Annotated in this window: 14 protein-coding genes; 10 read left to right on the top strand and 4 right to left on the bottom strand. The window is 50.3% G+C overall.

What is annotated here, in order from left to right; translation table 11 throughout:
• Window positions 1-9: 9 nt before the first annotated feature.
• Genes Q0577_RS12985 through Q0577_RS13015 form a run of 7 tightly spaced genes read left to right on the top strand, consistent with a single transcriptional unit; the run spans window position 10 to window position 10,758 of the window.
• Window positions 10-1,491 (top strand): RagB/SusD family nutrient uptake outer membrane protein, encoded by a 1,482-nt coding sequence (locus Q0577_RS12985; RefSeq protein ID WP_298736939.1) that lies wholly within the window; start codon window positions 10-12, stop codon window positions 1,489-1,491.
• A gap of 11 nt (window positions 1,492-1,502) precedes the next feature.
• Window positions 1,503-2,642 (top strand): carbohydrate-binding protein, encoded by a 1,140-nt coding sequence (locus tag Q0577_RS12990; RefSeq protein ID WP_298736942.1) that lies wholly within the window; start codon window positions 1,503-1,505, stop codon window positions 2,640-2,642.
• Window positions 2,643-2,654: 12 nt separating this feature from the next.
• The gene (locus Q0577_RS12995) at window positions 2,655-3,689 is read left to right on the top strand and encodes a DUF5007 domain-containing protein (RefSeq protein WP_298736945.1); all 1,035 of its coding nucleotides are present in this window, start codon (window positions 2,655-2,657) and stop codon (window positions 3,687-3,689) included.
• A gap of 10 nt (window positions 3,690-3,699) precedes the next feature.
• Complete coding sequence (locus tag Q0577_RS13000; RefSeq protein WP_298736947.1) at window positions 3,700-6,933, top strand: SusC/RagA family TonB-linked outer membrane protein; 3,234 nt, start codon at window positions 3,700-3,702, stop codon at window positions 6,931-6,933.
• A gap of 21 nt (window positions 6,934-6,954) precedes the next feature.
• Window positions 6,955-8,442 (top strand): RagB/SusD family nutrient uptake outer membrane protein, encoded by a 1,488-nt coding sequence (locus tag Q0577_RS13005; protein WP_298736950.1) that lies wholly within the window; start codon window positions 6,955-6,957, stop codon window positions 8,440-8,442.
• Window positions 8,443-8,452: 10 nt separating this feature from the next.
• A complete protein-coding gene (locus Q0577_RS13010) occupies window positions 8,453-9,145 on the top strand; it encodes a fasciclin domain-containing protein (RefSeq protein WP_298736953.1) in 693 nt (230 codons plus the stop codon).
• A gap of 11 nt (window positions 9,146-9,156) precedes the next feature.
• Window positions 9,157-10,758: an IPT/TIG domain-containing protein gene (locus Q0577_RS13015; protein ID WP_298736955.1), complete on the top strand. Its 1,602-nt coding sequence runs from the start codon at window positions 9,157-9,159 to the stop codon at window positions 10,756-10,758.
• Here the strand turns inward: Q0577_RS13015 and Q0577_RS13020 are convergent.
• The gene (locus Q0577_RS13020; RefSeq protein WP_298736957.1) at window positions 10,703-11,896 is read right to left on the bottom strand and encodes an MFS transporter; all 1,194 of its coding nucleotides are present in this window, start codon (window positions 11,894-11,896) and stop codon (window positions 10,703-10,705) included. The genes Q0577_RS13015 and Q0577_RS13020 overlap by 56 nt on opposite strands.
• 105 nt (window positions 11,897-12,001) lie before the next feature.
• Between Q0577_RS13020 and yiaK the strand changes: the two genes are divergently transcribed.
• The gene (gene yiaK, locus Q0577_RS13025) at window positions 12,002-12,988 is read left to right on the top strand and encodes a 3-dehydro-L-gulonate 2-dehydrogenase (protein WP_298736960.1); all 987 of its coding nucleotides are present in this window, start codon (window positions 12,002-12,004) and stop codon (window positions 12,986-12,988) included.
• 58 nt (window positions 12,989-13,046) lie between these two features.
• Here yiaK and Q0577_RS13030 read toward each other — a convergent pair whose 3' ends face one another.
• The 3 genes from Q0577_RS13030 to Q0577_RS13040 form a co-directional block, all read right to left on the bottom strand.
• Window positions 13,047-14,117: a nucleotidyltransferase domain-containing protein gene (locus Q0577_RS13030; RefSeq protein WP_298736963.1), complete on the bottom strand. Its 1,071-nt coding sequence runs from the start codon at window positions 14,115-14,117 to the stop codon at window positions 13,047-13,049.
• On the bottom strand, window positions 14,107-14,871 hold the full coding sequence (locus tag Q0577_RS13035; RefSeq protein WP_298736965.1) for a nucleotidyltransferase domain-containing protein: 765 nt from the start codon (window positions 14,869-14,871) through the stop codon (window positions 14,107-14,109). Before Q0577_RS13035 ends, Q0577_RS13030 begins: the two co-directional genes overlap by 11 nt.
• Window positions 14,872-15,021: 150 nt before the next feature.
• Window positions 15,022-16,446 carry an RtcB family protein gene (locus Q0577_RS13040; RefSeq protein WP_298736968.1) on the bottom strand — a complete coding sequence of 475 codons (1,425 nt, stop codon included), beginning with the start codon at window positions 16,444-16,446 and terminating at the stop codon, window positions 15,022-15,024.
• A gap of 201 nt (window positions 16,447-16,647) precedes the next feature.
• Here Q0577_RS13040 and Q0577_RS13045 point away from each other — a divergent pair, with 201 nt between their 5' ends.
• On the top strand, window positions 16,648-17,661 hold the full coding sequence (locus Q0577_RS13045; RefSeq protein ID WP_298736970.1) for a WYL domain-containing protein: 1,014 nt from the start codon (window positions 16,648-16,650) through the stop codon (window positions 17,659-17,661).
• A 226-nt stretch (window positions 17,662-17,887) separates the two neighbouring features.
• On the top strand, window positions 17,888-19,429 hold the full coding sequence (locus tag Q0577_RS13050; RefSeq protein ID WP_298736973.1) for a sulfatase: 1,542 nt from the start codon (window positions 17,888-17,890) through the stop codon (window positions 19,427-19,429).
• The last annotated feature ends 8 nt before the right edge of the window (window positions 19,430-19,437 follow it).

Here is a 19,437-nt window from a genome sequence, read left to right on the forward strand (position 1 = left end):
ACTATTCTCATGCGATATACTTATGCAAGCCTGCTTTTACTATGGATCGCCACCCTGGGCGCCGGCTGCAGCAAAATGCTGGATCAGCCCTCCAAACGCGCGCTCACGGAAGAGAACATGTGGCAAAACAAGAACGACGCCCGCGCCGCCACCTATGGTTGTTACGGGCTGCTCCGCGCCGCCCTGGTCAACGAGAACGCCCACTGGGTGTATGGCGATATGCGTGGAGGGGATTTCCAGGTTACCCGGCGCAGCGACCTCCAGGCGCTGACAGATAATAACCTGAATGCCAGCTTTGCTACAATGGACCAGTGGCGCGACTGGCGGCGCTTCTACGCAGCCATCAACCAATGCAATGTCACCATTGAAAAACTGCCCGAAGTCACCAAACGCGATTACCGTTACTCGGTAAATGATATGGAGCTGGACCGCTCCCAGGTACGCTTCCTCCGCGCTTTTCTCTATTATTACATTGTGCGTATATGGGGCGATGTGCCGCTTGTTACCAGTGTGCCCAATGGCAATTTCACGCCGGTGCCCCGTGAGAACTGGCAAAAGGTACTTGACTTTGCCATACAGGAGGCACAGGCAGCCGCATACGGTCTGCCATGGAAATACGATGGCAGATCGCCCGAACAGCAGGGCGACTACCAGGGACAGGGTGAAGGTCACCACACCAACATTTCGGCCACACGCGGCATGGCGCATACCTTACTGGCTCACCTCTACGCCTGGAAAGGCGACTATACCAATGCCCTGCTGCATACCCGCACGGTAATAGACAACCAGGGCCTTACCGGTTACAATTTCGTCAGCACCGCCGATCTCACCAGGCTGGATGGCTCTTTCCGCGGGCGCGGCTTAAGCAACATTTTCCAGGTGGACATGAACTTTGACCATGCCGAGTTTTCCACTACCGGCCAGCTGGAAGACTGGACGCTACGCGCACCTGATATCCCCAAAAGCGAATCTGAGATCTATGTGCCTAAAGACAGTATCCTGGGCATTTACAGCGAAGCCAATGATCAAAGGGCCACCATGTTCTTCTCACAACTCAATGATGCTTTCCCGGTGTTCTACAAAATGAAGCAGGTGAACAGTGCGGTAAAGAATCCTACCCTGCGGTTCTATTCCTCCGCCATTATCATCTTCCGTTATGAAGAGCTGTACCTGCTGCAGGCAGAATGCAAGGCACGCCTGGGTATTGCCGATGCCATTGGTGATCTCAACAGCATCCGCACCCGCCGCGGTCTGAAGGCATTGCCCGGCAATCCTTCTGCCGATGCCCTGCTGGACGCCATCTTCCTGGAGCGGCGCCGTGAACTGATTGGAGAAGGCTGGTATTGGTATGACCTGGTGCATTTCAACAAGGTAGCCCAGTTTACCGGGCTATCTCAACAGGACGTAAACAATGGCGCTGTATACTGGCCCCTCTCCAAAAGCGCCCTTGCAAGTAACAGCGCACTGGTGCAAAATAATTTCTGGAAATAATGCTGCCCCTTATGCAAAAGATATTCAACAAAGCGCATCCCATACTCTGGTTAACAGGACTGCTGCTGGCAGGCAGCTGTAAAAAACAAAATGAGTATCGCAATGCAAAACCCGTAACGCAGGTATCTGTCAACACGTATGATTTCCTGAAAGCACAGCCGGGTTTGTATGATACCTTACTGTACCTGGTAGATAAAGCAGGGCTGACCGATACGCTTAAACAAGGCCGTATCACCTTTTTTGCCCCGCAGGATTACAGCATACGTACGGCACTCTACAATCTTAATTTCAGCAGGGGCAGATATGCCTTCCCCGGGAACTGGACACTGGACAGTGTACCGGTAGCTGTATGGGATACCCTGCTGCGCCGCTACATGCTGCCCGGAAGAATACTTTCTGATTCACTGGAATATGCCGATGGTGTAAATCTTACAACGCTTTCCTATGGCTACCGGATGAACGGAAAATCAGCTTCCACCAATGCTTCGGGTATTTCAGGCGGCGGTCCGCTGGTACTGCAGTACAGTGATATGAACAACTCCCGTTTCATCCGCGACTGGTCTACCTCCACTACACAGAGTATTGATCTGCAGACCACCAATGGATGGCTTCATGTACTGGAAAGCAAGCATGTTTTCGGCTTCGTTTCTTTTGTGCCGTTGGCCTTCCCTTATTCACTGAACCCGGTGCAGTCGCCGTACCTGGGGCTGCCCTCGCCTATACCGGGTACAATAGAGGCAGAAGATTTTGATGACGGCGGTGAAGGTCTTGCCTACCACGATGGTGATGTTAACAACAACGGCAATCAATACAGAACGGAAGGAGTTGATATAGAGAACTGCAGTGAGGGCGGTTTTAACATTGGATGGACCAACGGCTCAGAATGGATGGAATACACGGTAGAAGTACTGGCCACTGGCGACTACAATGTGGGCTTCCGGGTAGCAGCCGATGGTGGCGGAGGCAGCTTCCGCCTGGAGTTTGACGGCGTACCGGTAACGGGTACGGTAAACTGCCGGGGCACTGGTGGCTGGCAAAACTGGATCACGGTAGACACAAAGGTAAGCCTCACGGCAGGCAAGCACGTCATGCGGTTCTATGAGGAATCCGGCGGATATAACATCAGCAAATTCGTCTTTACCAAACTTTAAAAACCGCACATTATGCAACGCAATATATGCAGGATATTCCTGGGCCTCCTGCCCTTACTGGGTGTGGGATGCTATAAGGACATGGTCCCGGATGAAAAAGATTTCTTCAGCAACAACATGAACTACAACCGGACCAACTTTCCGGTGAACCTGGGCCGTACCAATGTATACGCCTATATTTTCAACGCCGACTATTCCACCCAGCCGTTGACTTTCCGCCTGGAGAACCTTCGTCATGCAGACAGCAGTGCCGCGCCGGAGCTGCAGGAGATGGTGCCCGCCCGCCTCTGGAAAGACTATTACAGCGGCCGGGAAACCAGTGTGGACGAAATTGAGGCCAAGCGTTATACAGAACGCAGGCCCGTGCTGGATATACGCCCCAATTCCGGTGAGATCTTTTTCTGGACCACAGACTCCACTAAAGTAAACCCGGGCAACTATTTCTTTGACGTACGGGTAAAAAACAAGGGCGGAGAAAAGGTATTCAAAAATATGGTGCTGGAGGTGCGCCGGCCCAAACCCTATGAGCCATATGAGTTTGACGACGTCACCGGTCTTCGTAAAGCACCGGATCAGGGCGGCATTACCCATCCTGATGTCAGCGGCGTAGTGGATATGGTGAACCTACCCCTGCCAAGGGACAGCGTGAATGTATACTTCCGCAAAACAGGTATAAAAGGTAATACGCTTACCTTCAGGATGTTTGATGAAGACTCGCTGGCCATTCCTTTCTCCCGTTTTAACCTCACCCGCTGGGACAGTCTTCGCTACCGAAGCGGCATGATAGGAGAGGACGTAAGTTTTGCCTTTAACCGCAAGATGAACGAAGACAGTACAGCGGTTACCTACGATATCACCAATCCCTTCCCGATGCTGGCAGATGTTTCCGGCAACTCAGACAAAGCTTACATCAACTTCCAGTATAACCGCATCTCCTTTGGGCGCCGCTACAACGCCGGCATAGGGCTCAACTTCGCCATCTACGAACCAGGCGAGTGGGAAGTAGTCTTCAAGTTCAAGCTCAATCCAAAATTCCAGGACGATTAAAAAGTACGTTATGCAGATACACTACTATTATAAATTATGCTTTACGGTCCTGGCCCTTTTAATGGCCTGCAGCATGACTTACGCACAGCAGACCATTACCGTCAAGGGTAGGATCACAGATGTAAACTCAAGGGAAGGATTACCCGGTGTTACCATCATAGACGTGCAGGCCAAAAAGGGACTGGGCATCACGGATGTACAGGGCAACTTCAGTTTTTCTGTGCAGGAAGGAAAAACAGTACAGTTCCGCTTTGTAGGTTACCGGGAAGTGACGATGAAGATCACAAAACCAACACTCTACCTTTCACTTACACCGGAGAACCGCTCCCTGAAAGAAGCGGTTGTAGTGGGTTACCAGAAGCGCACCAAAGAAACTGTTTCAGGTTCTGTGGCCGTTATCTCGGGAAAAGACCTGCAGGATGTACCTGTTTCCAGTGTGCAGGAACTGCTGCAAGGTAAAGTGGCCGGCCTCAATATCCAGAACAATACAGGTGCACCCGGCTTTCGCGGAACAGTGTCTATACGCGGTATTTCCCAGCTAAGCATCACCGGCACCGGTGACCAGACGTACCTGGCCACCAATAACCCGCTGCTGGTGATTGACAACGTACCGGTAGACTACGATGGTGGTTTCTCACAATCCATGCTGCAACCCGGTGCGGCCACCGGACCACTGGCATTGATACCTCCTGACGATATTCAATCCATAGAGATCATGAAAGACGCACAGGCCACTTCTCTTTACGGCTCACGCGGCGCTAATGGAGTGATCGTGATTACCACCAGGCGGGGAAACTCGCCGACACCGGTGATAGACATCAACAGCAACGTATTCATCAACCTGGCCCCGCAACTGCGGCCTACCTGGGGTGGCGCCCTGGAACGGGCATATCGCATCAATTCCATCCTGTATCACAGCAGGGATATGCAGGAAGCGCGCGACCGGCTGGAGAATGCGCAGTTCCTCACAGACAGTCTTAACGGCTTTTATAATAATTCTACCAACTGGCAGGGGCTGTTCTATCAGACCACCATCAATACGCAGAACAATGTGCAGATCAGCGGCGGTTCACCAAAGCTGAACTATAAAGCCAACCTGGCCTATATGCGCAACCAGGGCGTGATTAAAAACACCGGCTTTGATAAGTACAGCCTTAATATGCAGCTGAACATACAACCTAACAGCCGCCTGCGCATCAGTACACAGCTATTTGGCGCATTGGGACAAAAACAGCGGGGCAACGGCGGCGGCCTTACCGGCAACGGTGCAGGCGATGCCTTTACCTCCTCCTTACTACCCGGCCCATCCAGGTTTGTTGGTAACCCCCAGTTTGACGGTTATGAAAATAATATGGATGATAACAGTACCATTAACATCCGTGGCTTTGTGGATATGGACTATGAGCTTTTTCGTAACCTGCGCGTAAACTCCATCACTTCCTATGATTATTATACAGACACGCGCGACAGGTTCAACCAGGCATTTGCCAACAACAACCAGACATTGCTGTATGGTTTTGTAGGCAGACATGATGAGCTGAACACGCGCAACGGCATCAATTATAATTTCAGCTCCAACCCGCTGAATGTTGAAAGCGGTCATAACCTGTATGCCAGTGTTTTCAGCGAGGTGAATATCAAAACCGATAATCAGCATGTGCGTGACATACGCAATGGGCCCAGTGATTACTTTTGGGGCCCGCGTGGATATTCTCCCCGCTTTTATCCCGGCAATCCCTGGAACGATGGCAACGGCACCAATGTAAATGGTACCAGCGTTTCGTATCTCTACCATGCGCTTTCCTGGGCAGGATTCGTTTCCTATAACTTCCGTACAAAATATAGTATAGACCTCTCTTACCGGCTGGACGGTAATTCCTCTGCAGGCATTAACAACCCATACACCAAAAACCCTGCAGTAGGTGTGCGCTGGAACTTTGGCAAGGAAGCGCTGTTCCGCCGCCTGAACTGGCTGGACTACGGCTCCATACGTGTCACCTATGGTTCCAACAGTCGTGCTGCCGCTACATTGCCCAACTTCCTGGGTATCTACCAGGTGTATAACAACTACAATAACAACCCGGCCATTGCACCCAACTTTGATGTAATGGCCAATCAGTCATTGGGCCCTGAAAAGTCTAACCAGTTCAACTTTGGTGTAGACCTTGGGTTGTTCAAGGGCCGGCTGGAATTCATCTATGACACCTATTACAAAAACTCGCACAACCTGATCCGCGATCTTTACCTGCCGGATGTAACAGGCTTTAACCGCGTACAGGTAAACGGTGCCAGCCTGGTGAATTACGGGCACGAGTTAACCATTACGGCCAGGCCGATCAGCTCTCCTAATCAACGCGCTTTCCAGTGGACGGTAAGCGTGAATGGTGCACACAACAGGGGCGTGCTTACCAGGCTGCCCGGCGGCGTGCAGTTCTACCGGCAAACACAGGGAGCGCCTTACTGGGAAGAACTGGCACTAAAGGTAGGCCGTAACCCTATCAGCAATTACCTGTATGAAACAAACGGCATCTATCCCACTACAGGACAGGTGCCCGTAGACCCGGTAAAAGGGGTACGGTATAAATCCTTCCGCGGCAACGGCACCCAATACTTCCAGGGAGGTGACCCTATATGGACAGATGTAAACGGAGATTACGCGCTGGACGATGCGGATGATAATGTGATCACGGGCAATCCCGACCCGCTGGTAACAGGCGGTTTTACCAACAACTTCACCTATCGCGGCTTTTCACTGAATGTGTTCTGCTCATTCCTGATTAAACGCAGCATCCTGAATAACGCGATGGGCGCCCGTCTGTACAGAGCACAATTCCCGGAGCAACTACGGATAGGCGGCTCAGCAGAAGGCCCGGTGAACTACTATGACCTGAACAGGATCAATTACTGGAAACAACCCGGCGACATTGCGCAATACCCCGCTATTGGCGACATCTATCATGCGCAGGCGGTGCTGCCTAACAGGCTTGACCAGACACTGTTCCAGGAAGATGGGTCATACTTTAAGCTGAACCAGATAACCCTTGCCTACACCTTCCGCGGACAGGAGTTTATGCGGCGGCTGAAAATGCGCATGCTACGTACCTATTTCACGGCATACAACGTGGGCATATTCTCGCCTTATTCCGGTCCTAACCCCGAAACGGTAACCTCGCTGGGCCGTGATGACATTAACGGTTATCCATCAGCCACCAGCTTTACCCTGGGCCTCGCAGTACAATTCTGATCACCGCAAAAGAGCATGATTATGTATACACGATATAAAACAGGACTGCTGGCGGGCTTACTGCTGCTGGCCGTTTCCTGTAAAAAATTCCTGGAAGTAAAACCGGTGGATACCTTATCCGGCGCGGAGTTCTGGCAGAATAAGAATGATGCGGAAAAAGCGATCAATGGTGCATACCGGTTGCTGCTGGAAAAGTTTCTGGAATCTACGCTGTACAACACCGGCGATTTCAGGCCGGGCTGGTGGAACTGGTTTGATAAACGGAACCTGGCCGCCATGGGGCGTAACGATCTCCTGGGCTCAGACCTTGGCAGCTCTGACGGTTCTGACCGACCCAGGAACTGGACACAATTCTACAGGGCCATTGCCGCCGCCAATCTTTGTATAGACCGTATACCCGGCATAGCAGATCCTTCGTTCAGCGAACGGGAACGAAAAGCTTTAGTAGCAGAAGCCCGCTTCCTGCGTGCCTTTATCTACTTCTATATGGTACGGCTTTACGGAGACGTTCCTCTTCAGTTAAATCCCTACGATACAGAGATCAAGGCACGCGCAGGTATGCTGACAGTGCTGGATACCTGCCTGCAGGACCTCCGCAACAGCCAGCAGGACCTGCCGGTATCTTACGATGATCCTACCTTCCGGGCAGTGCGCGGTACCAGGGGCGCTGCACTTACACTCATGGCGCATATGTATATGTGGAAGGCCGGATTTGAGCCCGCTAAAAGGCAGGAATGCTGGCAGCAGGCGGCGGCACTTGGCCAACAGGTAATGGACCTGGGTGTATACCAGCTGCTGCCATACACCAAAGAAGATTTCCAGACCATCTTCAAAGGGCGCTCACTGGAAGGCATCTTTGAACTGTCGCTGGATATTAACTACGGCGTGGAATTCCACTCGCTGATCGCTCAATGGGTGCTCCATGAGCCCATTATCCACAGCAGCGGTAACCTGTACGGTGGCTTTGGCAGCGAGATAACCCCTAAACGGGAATGGCTGGACAAGATCTATCCTGCAGGGGAATCAGACAAACGCTTTGATATATGGTTCGATGATCCTTACAGTACAAAGAACCCGCAGTCTGCCATGTATCTCAAATTCTCATCCGTGTCCAATCCCAATACCCGTGACTATGATGCCAATTTCATCCTGTTCCGCTATGCAGACCTGATCCTGCTGCGTGCTGAAGCCCTCGCATACCTGGGACAGGATGCCCCCGCCATTGCACTCCTGAATATGATCAGGGACCGGGCAGGCGCCCGCGTTTATAGCGGCGGTGGCGGCCAGGCCTTACAAGACGCCATTTTCCTGGAGCGCGCCAAAGAGCTCTGGGGTGAAGGGCACCTGTGGTACGATCTTGTACGCACCGGCCGTGTAATGGACAGGAACCAGTGCGAAAATTTCCTTACAACAGAGCAGTTCCAGCGCCGCGCCTGGACCTGGCCCATTGATATGGGAGCTGTAAGGAACAACCCGATGATCATCCAAAATGAATTCTGGTCCAGATAAATACTGATCTATGAAAAGATTGCACCTTATTATTGCTTTAGTGTTCAGCATCCTGCTGCTGAACGCCTGCAAGAAAGATTACTATGTAGACGGCGGACTGGCAAACCCGCATTACAACGGCAGCATTTATGATTATTTAGCGAGTAACCCCTACTGGTTTGATACCATCAGCTATATCATAGACCGTGCAGGGATGAAGGAAATGCTGCAGCATGATACCGTTACCTTCTTTACACCTACTGACGATGCCGTGAAAGTAGTAATGGATGCATTGAATGATTACCGTTATTACAACATACAAGACTCCGTTCACCTGGAGGATATTGACCCGGAAGTATGGCGGCACTTTCTCTCCATGTACGTATTGAAAGGAAAATACCTGGCCAAACAGTTTGCCAGGGTAGACCAGTTTAACGTATACGCCTATCCGGGTATTAACTATGTAATGGATGGCGGCTATGTGCTGAACATCGGGCTTATTTACCAGAATTATAACAATGTAGAAGCCGTGGGCCCGCGCATCATCCGCCTTACAGACATTACCTACGATCCGCAGAACTTTCAGAACAATCCATCCGTTGTAGTAGCCACCTCTGATATACAACCGAATAACGGCGTGCTGCATGTGCTGAATAACAACCATGTATTCGGCTTCCGTGGTGGCACCTTTATAAGGCTGGCGCAACAATACCTGGAACAATAAAAACTGATCAGATGAAGCTATTTAACTTTCTTATCATCATAACAGCAGCCTGGCTATACCTGACTGGCTGCAGCAAGGACAATGTGGAACGAAGCGGCAAAGATCCCTACCAGGATACCGTAACACCGGCTATTCTTATCAGCAAGGACGGCATATCGCCCAGCAGGGGATATGTGAATGATGAGATCACCATCCGCGGAAAAGGATTCAGGGACCACCAGGCTGAGCTTTCTATTCTCTTCAATGGCCAGGCAGGCACCATTCTTTCCGTTACCGATTCTGCTGTAAAAGTAAAGGTGCCGCCCTTCGCCAGTACGGGTAACATCACCGCCCGGGTGGGGCAACAGTATTTCTTTGGCCCCTTTTTCAGGGTAATGGGCGTAATGGAAACCGACACGGTATATCCCAGCGCCCGCGGCGCCAATAACGCCATCCAGGATATTATTCCAGTAGAGGGTGGGAAATACCTGATAGTAGGGGATTTTACAAATTTTGACAATGCCAATATAGACGGAGGGGTAAACCGGGTAGCACGCATTAACAGCGATGGCACACTGGACAGATCTTTCCGGTACGGAAAAAATACAGGCGCGCCCGCTGTGGTAATAACCGCTGCCACCTTACCTGATGGTAAATACCTGGTGGGCGGAACTTTTGCCAGTTATGAAGGGTTGCCTTTTGTGAGCAGCATTGCCCGCCTGTATAATAACGGCGGGTTGGAAACCGAGAACATAACACGCCCCTCCGGTAAAGTACAACCGGCATCGGCATTGAAAGGAGGCGTGTCTGGCATCGTTACAGGACTGCATGTACAGCAGGATGGCAAAATAATAGTGGTTGGCTATTTCCGTTATTATGTGCAGCCTAACTTTAACCTGGTAGCTGTCAACGGTGCAGACTCGCTGCACCTGGACTCTACAATGGTCAACTACCTGGCCCGTCTCAACACAGACGGCAGCCTGGATACCAGCTACAATTATGACCTGGTTAACCACCGTGGTAAAGAAAGCGTTAACGGTGCTATTAACCGTTCGATCCTGCTGCCGGATGGTAAGTTGCTGATTGCCGGTACATTTACCAAATACAACGGTCAGGAAGTGCAGCGCATTGCCCGTTTGAATACAGACGGCAGCCTGGACCCTACCTTTAAAAGCAGCACGGCGGCTAACTATCCAATATACGACCTGGCCGTACAGCCAGATGGCAAATATCTTGTTACAGGGCCTTTTACCACCTATGCCAACGTACCGGTACCACACCTGGCGCGTATTGAGCCGGATGGCACTTTAGACCCTTCCCTGCAGGCAGGTGAAGGTGTGGATGGTACCATTTATAACATCAGCATTATGCCGCAGGGAGAGATCGTATTAAGCGGAGCCTTTACCAGGTTCAATGATGTAATGCGAAACAACTTTGCCGTACTGAATCCTGACGGTAGCCTGCATGCCACCTATAACACCAATGGCGGCATTAACATGGGCACAAACGATGTAAATGGAGCCATTAGCAGGGTATTACAGTTGCCGGGAGAAAAAGCTATGCTGGTAACAGGCAGCTTTACGCGATTCGATTTCCGGCAGTGTAACCGGATCTTGCGGATACAATACAGGTAGTGATCACATTTACCAGCACCATTAACGCACTGCCCGCACAAAACAGCGGCCATCCACCCAGGTTCCAGAGCCCAATGCCGATGGCAGAGCCACATGCACCGCCTATAAAGGTGCTGGTCATAAATACGGTGTTAAAACGGTTGCGTGCCTCCGGCATCAGGGAGTAGATGATGGTCTGGTTGGATATCTGTATGGTCTGATGGCCCACATCTACCAGTATAATGCCCAGTATCAATAGGAACAGGCTGTTGCCGGTGAAATAGAAGGCGCCAAAGCTGACCAGTTCCATGATCAGCCCTATCCATATGTTCGTAAAAAGCCCTTTGCCATCGCTACGTTTACCCACCAGCGGAGATACCAGTGCGCTGGCAGCGCCCGCCAGTCCGAACAGGCCGATGGTAGCGCTCTCATAACCAAAGGGTGGTGCAGACAGGAACAGCACCATAGTAACCCAGAAGGAGCTGAGCGCCGCAAATGACATGAAATTACGGAACGCCGCCTGTCGCAGGGCAGGTTGCGTACGGATATAGTATATTATCGATGCCATTAACTGGCGGTACGTACCTTTGAAAGCAGGATAACTCTGCGGAAAACGCACCCTCATCATGACCAGCAGCAGAGCGCAAATGCCCGATGCCATGAAGTAGATCTCGCGCCAGCCGAATAGTCCGCCGAGGGTGCCACTTACAGAGCGCGAAGCCAGAATGCCCACTATCACGCCGCCCATGATAGTGCCTATTACACTGCCGCGTTTATCATCAGGCGCCAGGTGAGCAGCCAACGGCAGTATCAGTTGTGCAGATATGGAACTGGCGCCTATCAGGAAACTGGCTACCTGCAGCACCAGGAATGTGGGAGATAAGGCGGCCAGCGCCAGAGAAGCCATTGTGGCCGCCATACAGATCAGTATCTGCCTGCGGCGCTCCATGATATCGCCTAAAGGCACCAGCAATAAAAGACCGCAGGCATAACCTATCTGGGTCAGCCAGGCTATACGCCCCGCACGGCTCTCCGGCAGTTTAAAATCCCTGGCAATAAGCACTATCAGCGGCTGACAATAATAGATATTGGCCACCACAAGGCCTGCACAAGCCGACATAAACAATGTATCCGATCTCCCCAGGGATTTACTCTGCATGATAACCGTAAATTGAAGCCCTGCAAAACTAGAAAAAAGTAGTAGTTTAAACCGGTACAATGTGCCGGAGAAGTTGGATTATTTTAACTTTTGTAACTTGTTAATATGTTAAGGATACCATTTGAACAACTGAAACAGGAATTTAAAAGAGTGCTTTTGCAGCTCTCTTTCCCGGAAGAAAAAGCGGAACTATGCGCATCCATCTTTGCAGGCAACAGCCGCGATGGTGTCCACTCCCATGGCCTGAACCGTTTTCCCGTCTTTGTACAGTATGTAAAAGATGGGTTGGTAAATCCTGCGGCATCCCCGTCACTGCTGCATACAAACGGCGTAATTGAAACCTGGCATGGTAACCTTGGCCCCGGTATGTACAATGCCACCCTGGCTATGAGCCGTGCAATAGAGATAGCAAAACAACATGGTACAGGTGTAGTGGCCATGCAGCATACCAACCATTGGATGCGGGGCGGTACCTATGGCTGGCAGGCAGCAGAAGCCGGCTGTATCGGCATCTGTTTCACCAACGCCATCGCAGGTATGCCCGCCTGGGGCGGTGCAGCACCTGTGCTGGGTAATAACCCGCTGGTAATAGCTGTACCCCGTAAAGAAGGGCATATTGTACTGGACATGGCCATGTCTCAGTTCTCCTACGGCAAAATGCAGGAATACGAATTGAAGCACGAATCCCTGCCGGTAGCAGGCGGATATGATGAGGACGGTCAGCTCAGTACAGACCCGGTAGCTATCCGCAAAACCAAACGCGCCCTTCCTGTTGGCTTCTGGAAAGGCTCCGGCCTGGCGCTGCTGCTGGATGTAGTGCTGACTGCACTAAGCGGCGGCCGTTCTACAGCCGGCATAACGGCAGACAAAAAAGAATATGGAGTATCACAGTGCTTTATCTGTCTGCATAAACCCGATCTGCATACCAATCTCATAGAGGAAATACTCAACTATACCAGAAACAGCACACCCGATAAACCAGGTGGGCGTATCTCCTATCCCGGTGAAAATACCTTACGCAAGCGTATTCAGAGTGAAAAGGAAGGTGTTGTTGTGAACGAGCAGATGTGGGACCAGCTGCTGAAAATGTGATGGGGTTAGGGCAGTCTCAGGAAAGATCAGACACTTGCACAATGCTGGTATTATTCCATCATCGTACATAAAACGATTCCCTGATCTGCACTAATAATGCCGCAGCCTTTCCCAAATCCGGCGCTTCGGGAAGATAAGACCGCTTGTACAATTCCTCTATCCTTTCCAGCTTCTCTTCTGCCATACGCAGTAGTTCTTCAAATTGAAATTCACCGCTTCTGATGCGCGACAGGAACTCCCTGTCATTTCTATAGACGATCACCCGGTGCTCTAATGCAATTTCCTCTGCCATTGCCAGCAAGCGAAATGTATGCATCATGTTCTTGGCATCGTAATGCTTTCCATGGGAGAGCGTATTTTGAAAGCGTGCTTCATTACGCTTTTCCACCCACTCCCAGTACTCATTATATTCCCGGCAGTACACAGCATAGGCATCTTTATTGAAATGCATAACCACCAACGCATTGATCCCTTTGGGAACAGCGCTCAACTGCACATCATTAGCCGTATCCCCGGACACGATGCCTTTCAGCCTGTCATTAGCCGGGAGCTGGCTTTGGTGATATATGAGGTAGGCGTCCCTGAAATGCGATAGCTGTGTAATCCCGCACTCCTCCTGTCTGTAGCCCTGCATTGTAAGCCACTGTATTAGTGGTACACTTTTGTTTTCATATACCACGAAACAAAATTCCAGCACCCCCTTACGCTCCTTTTCCATGGGACGATAGATCTTTTTGTTAAGGCCTCTGGCCTTTTTGATCTGGTTTCTTGCATACCCGGCAAAAGTGTCCTTGCATAGCCTGGAAAGAAAATCGGCTGGTTTTATCAGCATCATCAACGGGTGACTAAATAAAACACATTTCTTAGGTGTACTCAGCAGCTCAAGGATGTTCGGGTTGTTTTTCGACAACAGGTCTATAAACCTGCCGATCTCAAAATATACTTCGTCATTGGTGTCGTTGGCCACCTGGGCCACCTGTTCAAGTCCATATAGTGCTCGTTGAGGCATCACAAAGATGCCCTTCACATCTGTATCCGATGATGGCAGATGCAGGTTATAGGCCCTGCTGCCACTGATACATTTAAGCAAAAGATGATGCGGCTCAGTAACCAGCTGTTCAAACGTCATAAGGGTGGATATATTTCCTGAACAGGTTATCTAATGTATTTGTATCGTTCTTTAGCCGTGGCATGTCAGCCGACTGTTGCCTGCAGTACGCCAATGTTGCCTGCAGCCATTCGTGCAGCAAAGGTATAGGCGGTATCACAGTTTTTTCATCTGCCGCCTGCTTCCGTATCAGCAGATCGTCTACCGCTGAATGCCAGCGGGCATCCTCCACAAGTGTACGCAACGCTCTGAATTGCATGGGTGGCATAGTTTTCTTCTCTACTACCCACAGACATGCGAGTGCAGGACGAAGTGCATAGAAGTATTTTTTCATCTTCACAACACTACCCTGCAGCTCGTATTCAAGGGTGTTTGCAGCCATGGAAAGATAATGGTGACAGCCGGCCCGGTTTGAGAAATAGGTAGCGGCCAGCGACAGCATCTCATCCTTTAGCCCACTGTCTTCCGAATAGACAATTGGAGATTGCAGCCATTCATACAGCGACGCATTGGATTTAAGGAACAACTGTAGTGCTTTGCGTATATCCCAGCCGCCGATGTCCAGCACTTCGTTTACCGGCAATTCTATTATATCTTTCCTTTCAACGATGCTCAGATAATCACTTGCGCGACGGGTATAGATAAACCGGACATCATAGTCGCTGTCCGGTGATGCAAATCCCCAGGCCCGGCTACCGGATTCACATGCGTAAAGTATACGAACCTGTTCCCGTTCTTCTATATCAGACAGTTTGGATTGTATTATTTTCAACATAATTAATGCCCTGTTAGTACCGTAAAGTACCCCTTAAGTTTCTTTTTGCGTAAATCATTTCCCTATCACCCAGACAGTACTGTTATCCTAATTATACCTTTGCAATTACAATATACATAAACCGCTGCCGCAACAAACTATTCATCTCCATTAATCTTCCCGGCTTCCATCGCTTGCCATGCGCACCATTAACGGTTGAAACTTTGCCACCACATCTACCAGCTCCTGTTGTGCGCCCATTACCAGGTTGATGTCTTTGTAGGCCATAGGCGCTTCATCCAGTCCCGCGCCGATCAGGGTAACGTTACTGGCTTTCAGCACTGCCTGCAGATCAGCTTTGCTAAGCTGCGCCATCGCTTTGCTGCGGCTCATCTGGCGGCCGGCGCCATGCGACGCGGAATTAATGGATGGCAGGTTTCCCTTGCCACGCACCAGAAATCCCGGGGCTGTCATGCTGCCTGGTATGATCCCCATTACATCCTTACCGGCTGGTGTAGCGCCTTTACGATGTACGATCACTTCTTCACCATTCCAGCGTTCTTTCCAGGCAAAATTGTGATGATTCTCCACTTTTGCCAGTACCTGACCACCGATGGCCTTAACCAGCTTCTGATGGATCACTTCATGACAGGCCGAAGCATAGTCTCCCGCCAGGTTCATCGCCAGCCAGTATTCCTGTCCCGCGGCCGAAGCCATATCCAGGTAGGCCAGGTTGGCCGCTTCTTTAGGCAGTTTACACAGTTCCTTTGCAACATGGGTATAATGTCCTGCAATGGTAGCGCCCAGTCCGCGTGAACCGGAGTGGCTCAGCAAGGCCAGGTAACGGCCTTTATCTACATTCAGCGCCTCGTCGCGTTCTGCAAACTCGACTATCCCCCATTCTACAAAGTGATTACCTCCACCGGAGGTACCGAGCTGCGCCCAGGCTTTATCATGAAGGGCTTTGATAAAAGGTGCGGTATTGAACGCATCGCTGGACAATACTTCATGATCCGCGCGGCCTGCACCTTTGAAACCCTCTCCCGCACCAAACTTGGTTTGGGCGATCAGTTCTCTTTTATATTTAGCCCAGTTGGCAGTATAATGCGTTTCCGGTATATCAAAAATAGTCAGGGCCATACGGCAGCCAATATCCACACCTACTCCGTATGGGATCACCGCGTTACGGGCGGCCAGTACACCACCGATAGGCAACCCATAACCCTGGTGTGCGTCAGGCATTAAGGCGCCTGCCACTGTAACAGGCAGTTTCATGGCTATATCCATTTGCTGACGTGCCCCGTCTTCTATATATGCATCGCCGTAGATGGCGTAATCTCCTGCTCGCTCCACCAATGCAATGGTATCATCTTGCTGCGCGTTAGCGGCTTCTATCAGCGCAGTAGCCAGCTCTTCCCATTGGGCATTATCCAGGAAAGCCTCAGGTTGATCCTTTACTTTTTGCAACTGTAATAAAACGGCTTCCGGCGCCTGATCTTCAAAATGCGTTTTAACAGTTTCCAGGGCCAGGCCCAGTATCTTTCCCTGGGTATAACCAATTGCCATCAGGTCATTGCCGTTCAGTAAGTTTTTCATTTTTGTGTTATTATTCTTCATTATCTGTGTCGCAAGATACATGCCCTACTGCGCAGTCCACCTGCGCAGTAGGGCTACATTGAAAAATTATTCCTTTTTGAGATGATTCTCAGATCATTAATGACAATTAATTCCTGGCAGGGCACTTTAGTGCGCAGCTCTATTGCGCCGATGATTTCCGCTTTTTATTTTTACAGCACTATGTCTGTTAATAAGCTTGCCCTGATACGCTACAAAACCATCGACTCCTGCCTGCGCAACAGGATGCGCAAATGGACGCTGGAAGAACTCATTAAAAAAGTATCCGAGGTTTTATATGAAAGCGAAGGTATTACATCCGGTGTAAGTCGCAGAACCATACAGGCGGATCTCCAGGTGATGCGCAGCGATAAACTGGGTTACAATGCACCCATCGTTGTAAAAGACAAAAAGTTCTACTGCTATAGCGATCCTGAATACAGTATTATGCAGGCGCCTATCAATGATGGCGATGTAGACAAGCTCAAAGAGATTGTAGGCCTGCTGAAGCAGTTCAACGGCTTCAATTATTTTGATGAGATGACCGAGATGATAGCAAGGTTGGAGAACAGTCTTCACCAGAAAACACATCCGGGAGACCTGCATATCCAGTTTGAAGGTAACCGGCTGCTCAAGGGGCTGGAACACCTGAATCCGTTGTACCAGGCTATCCTGCAGAAAAAATCGCTGCTGGTGGAATATCAGTCATTCAGGGCAACACAACCGCAACAGCTCATTTGCTATCCTTATTTACTGAAAGAATACCGGAACCGCTGGTTCCTGATCGCTCAGCAGCAGAAAAAAACAGGCTTGTCAACAATGGCGCTGGACAGGATCCTTAGCTTCCAGGAACTTGTAAAAGAAAAGTTTGTGCCTTATAAAGGCATTGAATTTGGAAGATATTTTGACGATCTGCTGGGCGTTACCAAAACGGAGAAAGACAGGGCCCATAAAGTGATCCTGTTTGTGAAGAATTACCAGGCGCCATACGTACTCACCAAACCGATACACCACTCCCAGATGCTGTTAAGTAAAGAGCCCGATGGTATCATTATCCGCATTGATGTTGTTCTGAACTTTGAGCTGGAAAGGGAAATACTGGGTTTCGGAGATGATGTAAAGGTGCTGTCTCCACGCACACTGGCATCAAGAATAAAAAAGCGGCTGAACGCGGCAGCAGGATATTATGATGGTTGATGCGATACCGCGAAGTACCTGGCATCACCGCAAACTATTCCCCTTTGAACGAACAATTATGCCCGTTTACCGAATAAGGCCGGATAATGGACAGCCGTTTCGCATTTTTACATCAACGGACAGTTTCACCAAGGTTATTTCATAAGGGCCGGTATACCGGCCCTTTAGCTATTGGCCCGGGAAATCCATGTTTCATTTTCCAACAGGATGCCGTATTTTCACTTACATGAAAACTACCGGAAAGATCTTCCTGGCATTAGCACTGCTGGTAGCAGCAGGCTGTGCACAGCAGGAAAAGAAAGCCGAAGGGAAAACTGACCGTCCCAACATCATCTTCATCCTCTCAGATGACCACGCATTCCAGGCCATCAGCGCCTACGGAGGCAGGTTGGTACAGACTCCCAATATTGACCGTATTGCACGCGAAGGCGCCATCTTTCGAAATGCACTGGTGGGCAACTCCATCTGCGGGCCCAGCAGGGCAACCTTACTGACGGGCAAATACAGCCACATCAATGGCTATATGATGAACGAGGAGAAGTTTGACGTATCCCAGGAGCTTTTTCCGCGTATCCTGCAACAAAATAACTACCAGACAGCCTGGATAGGTAAATGGCACCTGGGCAGCCTTCCGGAAGGGTTTGACTACTGGCGCATCTTACCCGGTCAGGGTCATTACTACAACCCGGATTTTATTGAAAAAGGTGGAGATACCACACGGGTGCCGGGATACGTTAGTAACCTGGTCACCGGTTTTTCCATTAACTGGCTGGAAAAGCGGGACACCACCAAACCTTTCTTCCTGGTAGTTGGGCACAAAGCCACTCACCGGGAATGGCTGCCCGACCTGCAGGATCTTGGCGTTTATGACAGCATCCAATTCCCTTTACCAGCCAATTTCCGGGACGATTATAAAAACCGGGTAGCGGCACAACACCAGGACATGACCATTGCAAAGACCATGCGCCTGAAGGAAGACCTTAAAGTACATCTGGACTATAGCAAAGGCCCTGTTTATAGCCGTTTTGACAGCGCCCAGCTGAAAGCTTTCCGCGAGTACTATGAAGGAAAAGTGAGCAAAGAATTTGATCAGCAGCATCTTAGCGGCGATGCCCTGTTACAATGGAAATATCAACGCTACCTGAAAGACTACCTGGCTACTGCCCGCTCGCTGGACAGGAACATCGGCGAACTGCTGGACTATCTTGATAAAACCGGACTGTCTAAAAACACCGTTGTAATATACGCTTCAGATCAGGGCTTTTATCTGGGCGAGCATGGGTGGTTTGACAAGCGTTTCATCTATGAAGAGTCCCTGCGCACGCCTTTCGTGATCCGCTACCCGGGTGTGATCCAGCCGGGAACATCCATCCCTCAGCTTATGGTGAATATAGACTGGGCGCCTACCATGCTTGATATAGCAGGCGTGGAAGTACCACAGGAGATCCAGGGCAGGTCTTTTCTTCCGCTGATCAAAGGGGATACACAAAACTGGCGCAAGGCAGCCTATTATCATTACTATGAGTTTCCGCAGCCACACCATGTGTACCCCCATTTCGGTATACGTACAGAGAAATTTACACTGGCCCGCTTCTACGACCAGGCAGATACCTGGGAACTGTATGACCTTGAGAAAGATCCCGGAGAAGTGAATAATGTATACGGACAAAAAGCTTATGCTCAGGTAACAGATTCCTTAAAACAACAGCTGCAGTCACTGGTAAAAGAGTATAAGGACACCGCTGCAGAACGGATACTGGAGCGGTGATCCCTTCC

It is taken from the genome of uncultured Chitinophaga sp., assembly GCF_937898475.1.
GTDB lineage: Bacteria > Bacteroidota > Bacteroidia > Chitinophagales > Chitinophagaceae > Chitinophaga.